This window comes from Lactobacillus sp. B4015 (genome assembly GCF_026536055.1).
Lineage (GTDB): Bacteria > Bacillota > Bacilli > Lactobacillales > Lactobacillaceae > Lactobacillus > Lactobacillus panisapium.
Genome location: NZ_JAFNOY010000006.1, coordinates 110421 through 124141 on the forward strand (window position 1 = coordinate 110421; position 13721 = coordinate 124141).

Here is a 13721-nt window from a genome sequence, read left to right on the forward strand (position 1 = left end):
ACCCTTATATGAAAATTGAAATGAAAGGCATTGAAAAAGCTTTTGGGGGAAATAAAGTTCTACAGGGTGTGAATTTTACCGTTAATTCTGGCGAAGTTCATGCACTAATGGGTGAAAATGGCGCTGGCAAGTCGACATTAATGAATATATTAACTGGCTTACTGAAAAAGGACAACGGCTCAATTAAAATCGATGGCAAAGTGACAACTTACACCAGTGCTTTAGATGCTGAACACCATGGAATTAGTTTTATTCACCAAGAAATGAATAATATTCCTGAAATGAGCGTTGTTGACAATATGTTTTTAAATAAGGAAATAAAAACTAAGTTTGGCTTAATGAATCAAAAAATAATGCGAGCGGAAGCAAAAAAATATTTAAGCCAATTGGGTTCAGACATCAATGTTGATAGTAAAATTGGCAACTTAACTGTTGGACAACAGCAAATGGTTGAAATTGCTAAATCCTTAATGACTAATGCAAAAATAATAATTATGGACGAGCCTACAGCTGCTCTAACCGAAAATGAAACAGATATTTTGTTCAAAACAATTCGTGAATTAAAGTCTAAGAATGTTGGCTTTATTTATATTTCGCACAGAATGGAAGAATTATGGGAAATTTGTGATCGTGTTACGGTTATGCGTGATGGGATTTCTGTTAATACTTATTCCACAAGAGACGTTAAAGATGATCAAATAGTTCATGATATGGTCGGCCGTAATATCGGTGATTATTATCCGAAGAGAAATCCTAAATTAGGTGCAGTAGCTCTTAAAGCAGAACATTTATCAGGTAAAAAGTTTCAAAATATTAGTTTTGAAGTTCATGAGGGAGAAATCCTTGGTTTTTCCGGTTTGATGGGAGCTGGGAGAACAGAGACAATGAGAGCCTTATTTGGAATTGATAAATTAGATTCAGGAAAAATTTATTTAGCCGGAAAAGAAACAAAACTTACTAGTCCATATGATTCTATTAAGCATGGGATAGGCTTTTTGACAGAAGATAGAAAAAATGAAGGCTTGGTTACCGAACAATCTATTGAAGACAATGTAGCTCTACCAAGTATTGATGGTTTCCGTAAATACGGAATTATTGATAAAAAGGCAGAAGATAAGTTCGTTAATTTACTTATTAAACGCCTTACTGTAAAGGCGGAAAATGCCCAAGTTCCTGCTGGTAGCTTGTCGGGAGGAAATCAGCAAAAAGTTGTAATGGCTAAATGGGTAGGAAGTGGATCAAAAATTCTGATTCTTGATGAACCTACTCGTGGAGTTGATGTTGGTGCTAAGAAGGAAATCTATGAACTAATGAACCAATTGACTGATCGAGGAGTGGCAATAATTATGGTCTCAAGTGATTTGCCCGAGGTTTTGAGTATGAGTGATCGGATTGAAGTTCTCTATGAAGGAAAACAAATGGGAATAGTAGATGCTAAGAATGCAACGCAAGAGCAGGTAATGAAACTGGCAACGGGAGGAAAGTAGAATGGAAAAATCCAAAACAATAAAGGCTAGAAAAAAGTTTGATTTTACTAAGTATATGGCTTTAGTGGCCTTAATTATATTAGTAATTATTATTACAGCATTAAATCCGCAATTTATCGCACCTAACAATCTCTTAAACCTTCTGCGTCAAGCATCAGTCAATGCTTTAATTGCATTTGGGATGACTTTTGTCATTCTAACTTCTGGTATTGATTTGTCGGTGGGATCAATATTGGCTTTTACAGGAGCAATTATGGCTAGCTTGGTCGTTGGAGGTACTCCAGCCTGGCTAGCAGGTCTAATCGGGCTTGGAATCGGTGCATTACTAGGTGCGTTAAATGGCGTGTTCATTACATGGGGAAAAGTTACACCTTTTATTGCCACATTAGCAACAATGACCATATGGCGGGGAGCAACTTATGTGTTTACAGGCGGTAACCCAATTACAGGTGGAAAAATGAATACGAGTTTCTTTTTTCAGTTTATTGGTCAGGGATATCTTTTCGGAATTCCATTTCCTGTTATTATCACTTTAATTGCATTCATCATCTGCTTTATTTTGCTTCATAAAACAGCTTTTGGTCGAAAAACCTTTGCGTTAGGTGGAAATGAAAAAGCTGCCTTTATTGCCGGTGTAAAGACTAAAAAAATGCTAATTATTATTTATACCCTTTCTGGATTATTTGCTGCTCTTGCTGGTTTTATCTTAACTTCTAGGCTTGGCTCAGCACAGCCTGATGCTGGTATGTCATACGAAATGGATGCGATTGCTTCTACAGTTATTGGTGGAGCCAGCTTAATGGGTGGTAAAGGCCGAATGGCAGGTACTTTGGTTGGTGCATTGCTGATTGCCTCTCTAAGTAACGGGATGAACTTATTAGGAATTAATAGTTTTTATCAACAAATTGTCAAAGGAGTTGTAATTTTAATTGCGGTTATGATAGATTCGCAAACTCAGAAGAACCGTGAATAAATTGTTTGAAAGTTTAGAATTTAAGGAGAAATAAAATGAATTTTAAAAAGACTTCTAAGCGTTTAATGAAAGTGGTAGCGATTGCTTCTATCGCAGTAATGGCCGGCAGTATTTTAGGTGGTTGTGGTTCTACTGGATTAAGCAATGGATCAGATTCCTCATCTAAGGTAGAAAAAAAGGCACCAAAGGATTTAAAAATAGGAGTATCTGTTTCAACGTTAACTAATCCTGCTTTTGTTAACCTGAAAAATGTTATAAGTGACAGTGCTAAAAAGCAGGGGTCAAAAGTTATCGTAGATGACGCAAATAATGACACTTCAAAACAAAACAATGATGTTGAAGATCTCATCACGCAAAAAGTTGATGCACTAATTATAAATCCATGTGATTCGTCTGCAATTTCAGCGGTAGTCAAGAAAGCAAACGAAGCTAATATTCCAGTTGTTTGCGTTGACCGCAGTGCTGATTCTGGGAAAGTAGTTTCAACTGTAGCTTCTGATAACGTAGCTGGTGGGAAAATGGCTGCCAACTGGTTGATAGAACAATTAGGTAAAAAGGCAAAAATTGCTGAAATTCAAGGAATTCCAGGAGCATCTGCTACACGTGAGCGGGGTAAAGGATTTGATAGTATTGGTGATCAAAAATTAAATATAGTTACTAAACAAACTGCTCAATTTGATAGAGCCAAAGCTTTAACGGTTACTGAAAACATTTTACAGGCCCATGGTGATATTAAAGGAATTTTTGCGCAAAACGATGAAGAAGCAGTTGGTGCCGCTCGTGCCGTAAAATCTGCTAATAAAAAAATTACAATTATAGGTTTTGATGGTGCACTTGCATGTTTAAACTTAATTCAAAAAGGGCAAGTAACAGCAACTGTTGGCCAACAGTGGAATAAAATCGGACAGGAATCAGTTCAAATGGTTTACGACTTTTACCAAGGCAAAAAGGTTCCTAAAAATGACAAAGTAGCTGTTAAGATTGTGACGAAAAAGAATGTCACTAGTTTCAAAAAGCAGGTTTATAACAAGTAAAACCAAATATTGTTAACTTAAAAAACTAATATTTATTAAATTAGGTGTAACTTTTCTTAATTATTGGATTGTGACATTTAGTTGGCAAGACCATAATAAAGTAAATAACTTTGTTATGTGTCTTGCTTTTTTTATTGATGGGGGAACTAAGATGCTGAAAATTAAAGGTAAATACTTATTCAAAGATAATAAAAGATTTTTTTATTTGGCGGATACTTGCTGGAGCGCATTCACTAGTATTCAACTATCAGACTGGCGATATTATCTAGATGCACGTCAAGCAGAGGGCGTTAATGTAATTCAAATAAATGTCCTTCGACAATGGGATTCGAGTCAACCCATACGTGAGCCCTTTGCTGTAAGAAACTCCGCTAATGGAATGTATCAATATGATTTTCGTAAAGTTAATGAGTCATATTTTGCAAACGCAGAAAAGATGCTAGAAGAAATGAGTTATCGTGGGATGATTCCAGTCTTAGTCCTTTTATGGGGTAATTATGTACCGGATACATGGATGAGTAAGTATATTAAAAATAATACTATACCATTTGATTTAATAGAATCCTATGTAACTTATGTAGTAAATAGATTTAAGAGATTTAACCCGATTTGGTGTATAAGTGGGGATGTTGGTTTTACTGACAACGGCAAGCAAAAGCCGAATGCAGCTGTGAAATATTATCGTGAAGTATTAAACGCAGCTAAAAAGGCTGATCCAGCAGGATTATTTACATTTCATATTAATGGCGAAAGCCATGATTTACCAAAGGAATTTGTTGATCAAATAGACTTTTATTGCTATCAGTCAGGGCACGGTTATTATGGTCAGACTTCCGCATATGAAATTCCATTAATCTTACGAAATAAAGAAAGATATGAGGGACCGATAATTGATGCTGAACTATGCTATGAGGGCTTAACGAAAATGAAAGCCCCTGAGCCAGAAAGATATTGTGCCCGTGATGTTAGGTGTGCTGCATGGAGAGCAATCTTATCGGGTGCAGATGCCGGAATAGGTTATGGTGCCTTCGGTATTTGGCCTTGGAATGATACTGCAAAGCCAGAGCAAAAATTAGAAAGTAATTTTAACGTTCAATTAACACCATATGATTGGCGAGATTGTCTAAAATTTAGTGGCGCAAAAGATATGGGCTTTTTAAAGACAATTGTCATGCAATTGGCAGAGTCGGGACTATCGCCAATTGCAGTACCAGTTAAGAATAATCCAACTATTAGAGCTGCTCAGAATGATCAATATTTATTAATATATTTACCTAGTCCTACAAAGTTAGACTTTACAAGTTTTGGTCTTACAGTAAGTACCTGTCAGGTTATTGATTTGCAAAAACGGTATTTTTTAACGGGAAAAGTATTGAATAACGTTTTGCAGCTATTGCCCGTGGTTGAGGATGAAGTGGTAGTTGTAAAAAAATAAAGCGTGGTTATTTTGCTTAAATAAGAGCTAAACTAATATTTATTTTTTATAAATTGTTGTAATCGCTTTCTGTTATGCTATACTAAGCTTGAAATAAGAAATCGGATTGTTACATTTAGTTGGCAAGACCTAAATAAACTTACTTTAAATTAAGTTTATTGGTCTTGCTTTTTTGTTAGGGGAGTAATTTTCATGATTGTTATCAAGAGAGTGTTAAATAATAACGCAGTTGTTGCAACGGATGAACAAAATCAGACGTTAGTTGCTCTTGGGAGTGGAATCGCTTTTCATCAAAAGGCTGGCCAAGCTATTCTTGAAAACAAAATTGAAAAATCTTTTTATCCCAAAAATGAGGATGCAGCAAATTCAATAAGTGAGACACTAGCACAAGTTGATCCCAAATATATTGAGCTATCTGATCGAATTATTTCTGAGGCAGTTATTAGTTCAGGAAAAAAATTAAGCGATGATATCTATGTTTCTCTGCCAGATCATCTGCAGTTTGCAGTTGAACGGCTAAAAAAGGGAATGCTAATTCAAAATAAATTGACGGTTGAAACAATGCAAACTTATCCGGATGAGTTTCAATTGGGTAAACATACTTTAAGTTATTTAGCGCAAGAAACAGGTTTAACATTTCCTGATGATGAAGCTACCAATATTGCAATGCACCTAATAACAGCAGAAGAAGGAGACATTTTAGAAAATACAGAAGAGACGATAACTTTAATTAACCAATTTCTGAAAGTAATTAGTGCAATGCTTAAGAAAGAGTTTAATTTAAATTCCGTTTCCTATTACCGATTAGTAACACATTTAAAGTTTTTTGTACAAAGAATAAAAAAAAGACAACACCAGGAATTTCCTCCTGATAAAACACTTTATGACCTAATTATTCGTGATTATCATGCAGAATACCTTATTGCACAGAGAATTGCGGGAATTGTGATGAAAAAGTTTAATTATGGTGTTTCTGATGACGAAATTCTGTTTTTAACGATTCATATTCATCGAGTCAATGCTGTGCAATAGGTGAAAATTATGAATGATTATGCTAAAGCGATTAACGAGCTTCTGATTGCAATTGGAGGAAAAGACAACATCGATGAAGCTTTTCATTGTGTTGCAAGAATTAGGTTTTATTTGAAAGATGAACAAAAAGTAGATTATACAAAACTAGGTAAGATTAATGAAGTTTATGAGTTCAAATTTTGTGATGGACAGTTGCAAGTTTTATTAGGTAGTGATGTTGAGCAATATTATTCTTTCTTAATGAAGGTACTCAATGATAACAAAACTTGTATAAATACTAGGAAAGGGGAAATTCAAATGTCCAAGTCGACAGAAAAAGATCGAAAACTAGCTGAACAAATTATAAAGCTAGTAGGAGATAAAGATAATGTTGTTAGTTTAATTCACTGTGTTACCCGCTTGCGTTTCAAGTTAAAAGATGAACAGAAAGCTAACGATGATGCTATTAAGAATTTAAACGGGGTTATGGGCATTGCTCATGCTGGAGGACAGTATCAAATAATTATTGGTAATAATGTTTCGGATATTTATAAAGAAGCAATGCAATTATTAAATTTGAGTAAACCTAGTCAAGACGGTGAAAACGAACCTAAGGATAAGAATCTAATTAATCGCTTTATCAAGTTACTGACTAAAATATTTACGCCATTTTTGGGAGCACTGGCAGCAGCGGGCGTTTTAAAAGGCTTTTTGGTTTTATTAACTGTGGTAAATGTTCTCAGTGCTAAAAGCGGAACATACATGATTTTAAATGCTGCAGGAGATGCTTTATTCTATTTTTTACCCATCATGGTAGGTTTTTCTACAGCTAGGGCATTTAAAATTAATGAATATGTTGGTGCAATTATTGGTGCAGCTCTTTGCTATCCAACTTTAGTACAAGCGTATCAGGCTAAGCAAAGCATTAATTTTCTTGGTATTCCTGTAGTATTAATGAGTTATACGCAAACATTGATTCCAGCTATTGTGGCGGTTTGGTTGGCATCTATACTGTATAAGTTGTTAAATAAAAAATTACCCGCATCCTTAAAACTTATTTTTACGCCGCTTATCACTGTTGCTGTTGCAGTTCCGCTAACTTATATAGTGGTCGGTCCTGCTACTTCTTGGCTTAGTCAAGGCTTAGCAAATATTGTTCTTTGGGTTTATGCACGTGCGAATATCTTAGCTGGGTTTGTCTTAGCGGGTATCTGGCAGGCTGTAGTACTTCTTGGACTACACTGGGCATTTATTCCAATCTTTTTAAACAATATCGCAACTAAAGGATTTGATCCTATCAATGCCATGCTATACTGCACAGTTTTTGGTCAAACAGGAGCAGCTCTAGCAATGGTACTCAAAGCAAAAGATTTGAAATTTAAAGAAGTAGGATGGTCAGCAGTTATTTCGGGCTTTTTAGGTATTACCGAACCAATTATTTATGGTGTAACTCTTCCACATAAAAAGTCCTTTATCTTTGGTTCAATTGGGTCTGCCTTTGGCGGAGCCGTAGCTGCATTTTCAAGTGCAAAGATGTTTGGTGGATTTGCATCAGGAGGAATTTTTGGTATACCAATGTTCATTGATCCAAAAGCAGGAATAAATTTCAGCTTTATTGGGTTTTGCTTGTCTTTAGCAGTTGCTTTTGTAATAGCATTTATCATTACTTTTTTATGGGGTGATAAAGTTGATGCTAAAAACAATAAAAATCATGTTTCAGACATTAGCGTGAAGGATCAGGCAATTGCTTCTCCTCTACAAGGAACTGTAATTGAGCTTAAAAATGTTAATGATCCTGTTTTTTCAAAGGGTACGATTGGCAAAGGGATTGCCATAAAGCCAACAAATAATGAAGTACGTGCTCCGTTTAATGGTAACGTCATTTCAGTTTTCCCTACAAAACATGCAATTGGATTAAAATCTGAAAATGGTGTCGAACTACTAATTCATCTTGGCTTGGATACAGTAAATCTTAAAGGAAAATATTTTAAATTGAGGGTCAAAGAAGGTCAAAGAGTCAGAAAGGGAGACCTGCTTGAAACGTTTAATATTAGGGAAATTCAAGAAGCAGGTTATGATACTGTCGCCTCGGTTATTGTTACTAATGAAAAAGATTTTGATGATATTGTTTCTGAAAAGAAAGAAAAAGACTTTGTTAAATTAGGCGAGCCACTATTATTGGCTACGGTAGATCAATTGATGCCTGAACTGACTAATGCTAACTAAAAGTACTAATAATTATATTTATTGCTCTGAATAACCAAGTTCGAGTAGTTTTCTAAATTTTGGTCAAGGACTATTCTTTAAGAAATAGTCCTTTTTTATTTAGTATAAAATTATTGAAAAATTACAGAATTATTATAAATGGTGGCAATGCGTTTGTATATACGCTAATATATATCTTATAAAGCAATTCGTTAAATATGAACTAACAGTGAGGTATATTGATGAGAGATGAAACTTATGGAAAGAAGTTCAGACGCATCAGAAAGCTTAAACGCTTAAGCTTGGTTAAAGCTTCTACTGGAGTAATTTCAAAATCAAGCCTAGCCCGCTGGGAATTAGGCTACGATAATCTATCTTGGGGAAATGTTCTAAAACTACTTGATCAAAATAACATATATCCGGTTGAATTTATAGAAAATAGTAAGGCTTCTTATTTAGGAGTAAATATTAAAGCGATTCAGAGTGCTTTTGTTCGTGGTCAAACTTCCCTTTTGGAGAAATATGCGCTTGATGCTTTGAAATCTTGTAAATTAGATCCGTTAAATGAAAAAGCTTTCTTTGAGGCGGCAGTTGCATGTGACCTCTATAAAAAACACACAAATAAAAGCATTTGTCCAAAGCGTGTACAAGTAAGACTCAGATTGTATTTTTCTAATATCATTGCTGAAAATGATTATTGGAACTATAAAAATATTTTCTTCTTTAAAAATATCGTAATGCTTTTAAAGGGAAAAGAAGCTTATATGTTTGCTTATGATTTACTTGACTATGCAAAACAAGAAAATCTTGAACAGAGCAGTTTTCGCCATATAGTATTACAAGCACTGCTTGAAACGACAAATGCATTAATAAGAAAAAATATTATCTATGCCAAAAAAATCTTATTTGAGGTAAAATCACTGATTTTTTCTGATTATGACTCACTAGAAAAAATTGAAATTAGTTTTTTAGATTCTGCAATCAAATTTATTGAGGAAGATGAGACAGCAGAATTAAAAGCCCTTTACAATGTGTTAGATTATCTGGAAATGAAAGACCTCAAATATCATTTAGAAAACAATATAATGATATTAACAAAACTCTATAAAAATATAGAATTTGATTCTCAAATTTGGGAAAAGTAGGAAAAAATCAATTTTTCCTGTTGTAAACTAAGATTATCAAGTGGCATGGATTAAAAATATTTTTGGGGTAGTAACCGCTGCTACAGGAATAGATAATGATACAGAAGCAACTACTAACATTGACAATGTGAAAGTATATGGCGGTTGCACTTGGAGCATAGATACTAAGTCCGATTTTAAAAAACAAATGATAATTATGCTCCATTTAATGGTGAAGCTGCACCTAAACTCCACTTTAGTGCTGATACAAAGTAATTACGTAATATTATCTTAGAGATAACTGAATCTAGAAAGGGGGTTATCCCCCCCTTTTTTAATTTTATTGGAATATATTGCTTTAATGAATACTAAATTAAAACCATATATAGTAAAAGGTATAATAATGTTAAAACGAACCAAAATCTTTTCTGCTGTTATTATGATATTTTATTTATCACTGATTACTTGGGGAGCTTTTGCTGGTATTGAAGACTACCAAGGAATTCTTCCATCAGGTAGCAGAGTATCTGATGTTTCTATAAACCTCTTTTTTTCATTACAGCCTAAAGGAGCTGATGAAAATATTATTGCAGCTGTTATTATGATGGCATTAGCTCCAGTTTTAGGCTCGGGTCTTTTCATTTACTTAAAAAACAATAATATGTTTAGTGCTGTTCAACAAAGAATTGGTTATAAATCCTTTTTGAAAAAAGGTGTTGTTACCACTTTTTTCGGCGCTATGAGCGTTTCTCTAATAACTAATCTGTATCAAATAGGATTAATTAATTGGTTTTACTATCCTTTCGTCTTTAAAACTATCCCTAGAAAATTAGCTCAGGGATATAGACCAGGGTATTTTTCGCCTAATGAATTATTTGATTTAATTTTATACATTATTTTAGCGGCTATTGGTTGGGGAGTCTTTGCAGTGCTAGTTTTTAGTGTGGGACTTTTTGTTCGTAAGAATGCGCTTTATCTGATTCTTGGACCAGTTTTGGGACTAGCTTTGGTACTATTAGCCGTTTTAGGAAATATGAATAGCCTAATCTGGCGCACCTTCGCATTTTCCTGGTTTTTTTATACCTTAACTGCGCCGGGACAATATACTTTTGCTGGGCAACTACCACCAATAAATTCTCTTGTAGCTTTTTTCATTGCGGCCATTATCTATTTAGTAATTGCTGCGAGCTTAATCAAAATATGGTATAAAAGAAAGCAGGGTTGACTTTGCAATATAAACGAATACACCGTCGTATCATATTAATTGGGCTCATAATGATTCTACTCGGACTAGCAGGAAGTTTTGAACTGTTACTAAGAAATGATCCCAATACTATGGAGTTGCCTAATGCTTTTCTTAACGCACACTTAATTTCTTTATATTTGCAACCAGCTATTTTGGCGCTGTTCTATAGTCAAGTGCTCACTTTTCACCGAATTAATTTACTTGTTGGTGTGCGGCAAAAGACTAATCTTATGATTATTCGCTTGTTAAGTTTGGCTACCGTTTATTGCATACTATTTTTAGTAGCCTTGTTTGTACCGTATTTCTTTTCAGATCATCCATTATTTAAGTATGGCAATCCGTTATTGGGTATAGCACTGATAGTACTCCATATAGCTGTCCTATTATTTTTGTTTTGGCTATTGGTGGGGGCTTATAATTCACGCTACCCATATTTATTCTTGGCTCTAGTGATTATCCTAGATTTGGTATATCATTACTATATTGAGAAGAAACTTTTAATAAATTATAGTCCAATGTATGATGAGCTTTATCGTGCTATACACCATATATACGGTGGCTTTTAAGGAAGGATCAAAATGTTAAAAAATATAGGAATTAAATACACAAAATGTAAAGGTGATTGATAATGCTAAAGAAAACAAAAAGAATAATTATTATAAGTATCTTGCTTTATTTGCTTTTAATTACTTGGCAAGTATTCGCAGGTATCAATGATAATTTAGGCGTCCTTCCTAAAAATGGTAAAGTATCTGATGCTTCAGTACAGCTTTTCTTTTCGCTGCAACCCAATGGTTGGGATGAAAATGTTATTGTCGAAATAGTTATGATGGCATTGTTGCCAACTCTAGGAGCAGGCCTTTACATTTATTTGAAAAATAATGGTATGTTCGCTGATGTGCAGCAACGAATTGATTATTCTGCTTTTTTGAAAAAGGGGCTTACCAATAGTTTTTTAGTCGCAACATTAATTTCAGTCTTTACTAATATTTACCGTTTAGGATTAATTAATTGGTTCTATTATCCATTAGTCTTTCAAATGCAGCCTGCACAGATTTATCGGGATGCGCGACCTGGATATTTTTCTTCTAATGAACTAATTGATGTCATTTTCTATATTATTTTTGCTGCTATCGGCTGGGGTATTTTCGCAGTACTAATTTTTAGCGTTGGGCTTTTTGTAAAAAAGAATGCACTTTTTTATATAATGGGGCCTATTATAGCAATTGCTTTGATCTTGTTTGCATTATTGGGTAATCTCCAAAACCCTGTTTGGTATACAATTGCCAATATTTCCTTTCCTTTTACAATACTGGCTCCTGGCCAGTTTGCCTTGGGTAGCCGGATACCTATCTTAAATAGCTACTTAATTTTCTTCGTTACTGTGATTTTGTATTTATTAGTGACAATTACGTTAGTTACTACTTGGTATAAAAGAAAAAGAAAGTTAGGCTAACCGATGAAACAATTAAAACGAGTAAATAGTCGATTAATGCTAATTGGCCTTGTAATCATGTTAATTGGCTTAGCTGGCGCGATAAATCTTTTATTAAGAAATCCCGCTAAGACGATGGAACTTCCAAACGAATACCTTAATTTAAGTTTTGTTTCGTTATATCTACAACCAGTAATTTTAATTTTATTTTATAACCATGTGTTAACCTTTCACCGGATTAGATTACTCGTCGGCGTCAGACAAAAGACAAATTTAATGATATTAAAGCTGCTGGGATTAGGTACAATATATTGCACACTATTTTTAGTAGCCTTGTTTGTACCGTATTTCTTTTCAGATCATCCATTATTTAAGTATGGCAATCCGTTATTGGGTACAGCACTGATAGTTTTGCATATAGCTGTCCTATTATTTTTGTTCTGGCTATTGGTGGGAGCTTATAATTCACGCTATCCATATTTATTCTTGATTTTAGTGATTATCCTAGATTTGGTATATCACTACTATATTGAGAAGAAACTTTTAATAAATTATAGTCCTATGTATGATGAGGTTTATCGCATTATACACCATATACAAGGCGGCTTTTAAGGAAGGATCAAAATGTTAAAAATTACAGGAATTAAAAAATCATTTGGTCGTAAATCGGTTTTAAAAAACGTATCTATGATTGCTAAACCGGGCCAACTAATTCATATCTCGGGAATTAATGGTTCAGGTAAATCGACGATTTTTAAAATTGTTACTGGCTTGTTAGAAGCGGATAGTGGAAAAGTAGAGCTAGATCATGGTGATGTCATAGGGGCACTAATTGAAAATCCTAGTTTTTTGGAATATGAATCTGCCATGACAAACTTGCATTTTCTAGCTAACCTCAATCATCGTTTTAATGAAAAGCGGGTAAGAAGTTTATTACAACAATTTGAGCTTGATCCAGATGATTCCCAGGCTATCGCGAAATATTCGGTAGGTATGCGTCAAAAGGTAGGTATTATTCAAGCAGTAATGGAGGAGCAAAACATAATATTACTTGATGAGCCCACACGCGGTATTGACCAAGAAAGTATTGGGCAATTTTTGACCCTCCTAAATCGACTGAAACAGGAAAATAAAACAGTAATCATTGCTAGTCATGATCAAATTGACGAGATTAACTATGATCAGGACTTAACACTACAAAATGGAATTTTGCTTAATGAATAAAAAATATTCTTTCACTATTTATGCCGTTATTTCCGCGTTAATCGTTTTGCTGGCTAGACAAAATTGGAATACGGTATATTTAAAGTTACCTCAATTGGTGCAGGCAAGTTTTGGTTGGATTAGAAGTCCAATGAAACTGGCATTAATAAGCGCTAATAATTTTGTTTTTGATTATGTCACGATTATCCTGCCCCGAATGGAAAGAAATTCAATCGAATCTTTTATTCTTGTGCGTAAACCCAAGCTACAGGCTTTAATAAGGGGCTTAGCTCCTAAAGAATACTCGTATTTACTTTTATTTGTCATAGTCCACTTAACTGCTTTTGATATAAGTAATCTTATTAGTTCACTATTAATATTGTTGGTAATGATAATAGTCTGGTTAGTATTAGTGTTTGTTATGACATATCGCTTGTCAGTAGTTAAACAGAATGTACTAGTTTTCTTGCTCTTATTGGGATTACGTACGATAATATTTAGTTTGAATTTATAGTTTGAAAAATCGATCTGATCCGCACCTTGTTTGGTTTATGCATGAATTTCGATT

At 34.2% G+C, this 13721-nt stretch carries 13 protein-coding genes; all 13 read left to right on the top strand.

Annotation, left to right across the window (positions count from 1 at the left end):
* Positions 1–8 precede the first annotated feature (8 nt).
* Positions 9–1487 (top strand): sugar ABC transporter ATP-binding protein, encoded by a 1479-nt coding sequence (locus tag J3U71_RS07510; RefSeq protein WP_220268681.1) that lies wholly within the window; start codon positions 9–11, stop codon positions 1485–1487.
* A 1-nt stretch (position 1488) separates the two neighbouring features.
* Positions 1489–2460: an ABC transporter permease gene (locus tag J3U71_RS07515; RefSeq protein ID WP_220268680.1), complete on the top strand. Its 972-nt coding sequence runs from the start codon at positions 1489–1491 to the stop codon at positions 2458–2460.
* 35 nt (positions 2461–2495) lie between these two features.
* Entirely contained in the window at positions 2496–3494 is a 999-nt protein-coding gene (locus J3U71_RS07520) for a substrate-binding domain-containing protein (RefSeq protein WP_220268679.1), read from the top strand.
* Between the two features lie 151 nt (positions 3495–3645).
* Positions 3646–4929: a DUF4038 domain-containing protein gene (locus J3U71_RS07525; RefSeq protein WP_267393543.1), complete on the top strand. Its 1284-nt coding sequence runs from the start codon at positions 3646–3648 to the stop codon at positions 4927–4929.
* A gap of 192 nt (positions 4930–5121) precedes the next feature.
* Positions 5122–5961 carry a PRD domain-containing protein gene (locus J3U71_RS07530; RefSeq protein WP_267393545.1) on the top strand — a complete coding sequence of 280 codons (840 nt, stop codon included), beginning with the start codon at positions 5122–5124 and terminating at the stop codon, positions 5959–5961.
* A 9-nt stretch (positions 5962–5970) separates the two neighbouring features.
* Positions 5971–8166 carry a beta-glucoside-specific PTS transporter subunit IIABC gene (locus J3U71_RS07535; protein WP_267393547.1) on the top strand — a complete coding sequence of 732 codons (2196 nt, stop codon included), beginning with the start codon at positions 5971–5973 and terminating at the stop codon, positions 8164–8166.
* 221 nt (positions 8167–8387) lie between these two features.
* A complete protein-coding gene (locus J3U71_RS07540; RefSeq protein ID WP_267393549.1) occupies positions 8388–9290 on the top strand; it encodes a helix-turn-helix domain-containing protein in 903 nt (300 codons plus the stop codon).
* Between the two features lie 340 nt (positions 9291–9630).
* Entirely contained in the window at positions 9631–10494 is an 864-nt protein-coding gene (locus J3U71_RS07545) for a hypothetical protein (protein ID WP_267393551.1), read from the top strand.
* A 50-nt stretch (positions 10495–10544) separates the two neighbouring features.
* Complete coding sequence (locus J3U71_RS07550; protein WP_267393553.1) at positions 10545–11081, top strand: hypothetical protein; 537 nt, start codon at positions 10545–10547, stop codon at positions 11079–11081.
* A 62-nt stretch (positions 11082–11143) separates the two neighbouring features.
* Positions 11144–11971 carry a hypothetical protein gene (locus J3U71_RS07555; RefSeq protein ID WP_267393555.1) on the top strand — a complete coding sequence of 276 codons (828 nt, stop codon included), beginning with the start codon at positions 11144–11146 and terminating at the stop codon, positions 11969–11971.
* Positions 11972–11974: 3 nt separating this feature from the next.
* On the top strand, positions 11975–12562 hold the full coding sequence (locus J3U71_RS07560) for a hypothetical protein (protein ID WP_267393557.1): 588 nt from the start codon (positions 11975–11977) through the stop codon (positions 12560–12562).
* A gap of 12 nt (positions 12563–12574) precedes the next feature.
* Positions 12575–13174, top strand: coding sequence for an ATP-binding cassette domain-containing protein (locus J3U71_RS07565; RefSeq protein ID WP_267393559.1), 600 nt, complete (start codon positions 12575–12577; stop codon positions 13172–13174).
* Positions 13167–13667 (top strand): hypothetical protein, encoded by a 501-nt coding sequence (locus tag J3U71_RS07570; protein ID WP_267393561.1) that lies wholly within the window; start codon positions 13167–13169, stop codon positions 13665–13667. The genes J3U71_RS07565 and J3U71_RS07570 overlap by 8 nt, the downstream gene beginning before the upstream one ends.
* Positions 13668–13721: the final 54 nt, after the last annotated feature.

What these genes read in the sequence shown, in the direction of transcription:
- J3U71_RS07510 (WP_220268681.1), top strand. Translation starts at nt 9, where the DNA reads ATGAAAATTGAAATGAAAGGCATTGAAAAAGCTTTTGGGGGAAATAAA.
- J3U71_RS07515 (WP_220268680.1), top strand. Translation starts at nt 1,489, where the DNA reads ATGGAAAAATCCAAAACAATAAAGGCTAGAAAAAAGTTTGATTTTACT.
- J3U71_RS07520 (WP_220268679.1), top strand. Translation starts at nt 2,496, where the DNA reads ATGAATTTTAAAAAGACTTCTAAGCGTTTAATGAAAGTGGTAGCGATT.
- J3U71_RS07525 (WP_267393543.1), top strand. Translation starts at nt 3,646, where the DNA reads ATGCTGAAAATTAAAGGTAAATACTTATTCAAAGATAATAAAAGATTT.
- J3U71_RS07530 (WP_267393545.1), top strand. Translation starts at nt 5,122, where the DNA reads ATGATTGTTATCAAGAGAGTGTTAAATAATAACGCAGTTGTTGCAACG.
- J3U71_RS07535 (WP_267393547.1), top strand. Translation starts at nt 5,971, where the DNA reads ATGAATGATTATGCTAAAGCGATTAACGAGCTTCTGATTGCAATTGGA.
- J3U71_RS07540 (WP_267393549.1), top strand. Translation starts at nt 8,388, where the DNA reads ATGAGAGATGAAACTTATGGAAAGAAGTTCAGACGCATCAGAAAGCTT.
- J3U71_RS07545 (WP_267393551.1), top strand. Translation starts at nt 9,631, where the DNA reads ATGAATACTAAATTAAAACCATATATAGTAAAAGGTATAATAATGTTA.
- J3U71_RS07550 (WP_267393553.1), top strand. Translation starts at nt 10,545, where the DNA reads ATGATTCTACTCGGACTAGCAGGAAGTTTTGAACTGTTACTAAGAAAT.
- J3U71_RS07555 (WP_267393555.1), top strand. Translation starts at nt 11,144, where the DNA reads ATGCTAAAGAAAACAAAAAGAATAATTATTATAAGTATCTTGCTTTAT.
- J3U71_RS07560 (WP_267393557.1), top strand. Translation starts at nt 11,975, where the DNA reads ATGAAACAATTAAAACGAGTAAATAGTCGATTAATGCTAATTGGCCTT.
- J3U71_RS07565 (WP_267393559.1), top strand. Translation starts at nt 12,575, where the DNA reads ATGTTAAAAATTACAGGAATTAAAAAATCATTTGGTCGTAAATCGGTT.
- J3U71_RS07570 (WP_267393561.1), top strand. Translation starts at nt 13,167, where the DNA reads ATGAATAAAAAATATTCTTTCACTATTTATGCCGTTATTTCCGCGTTA.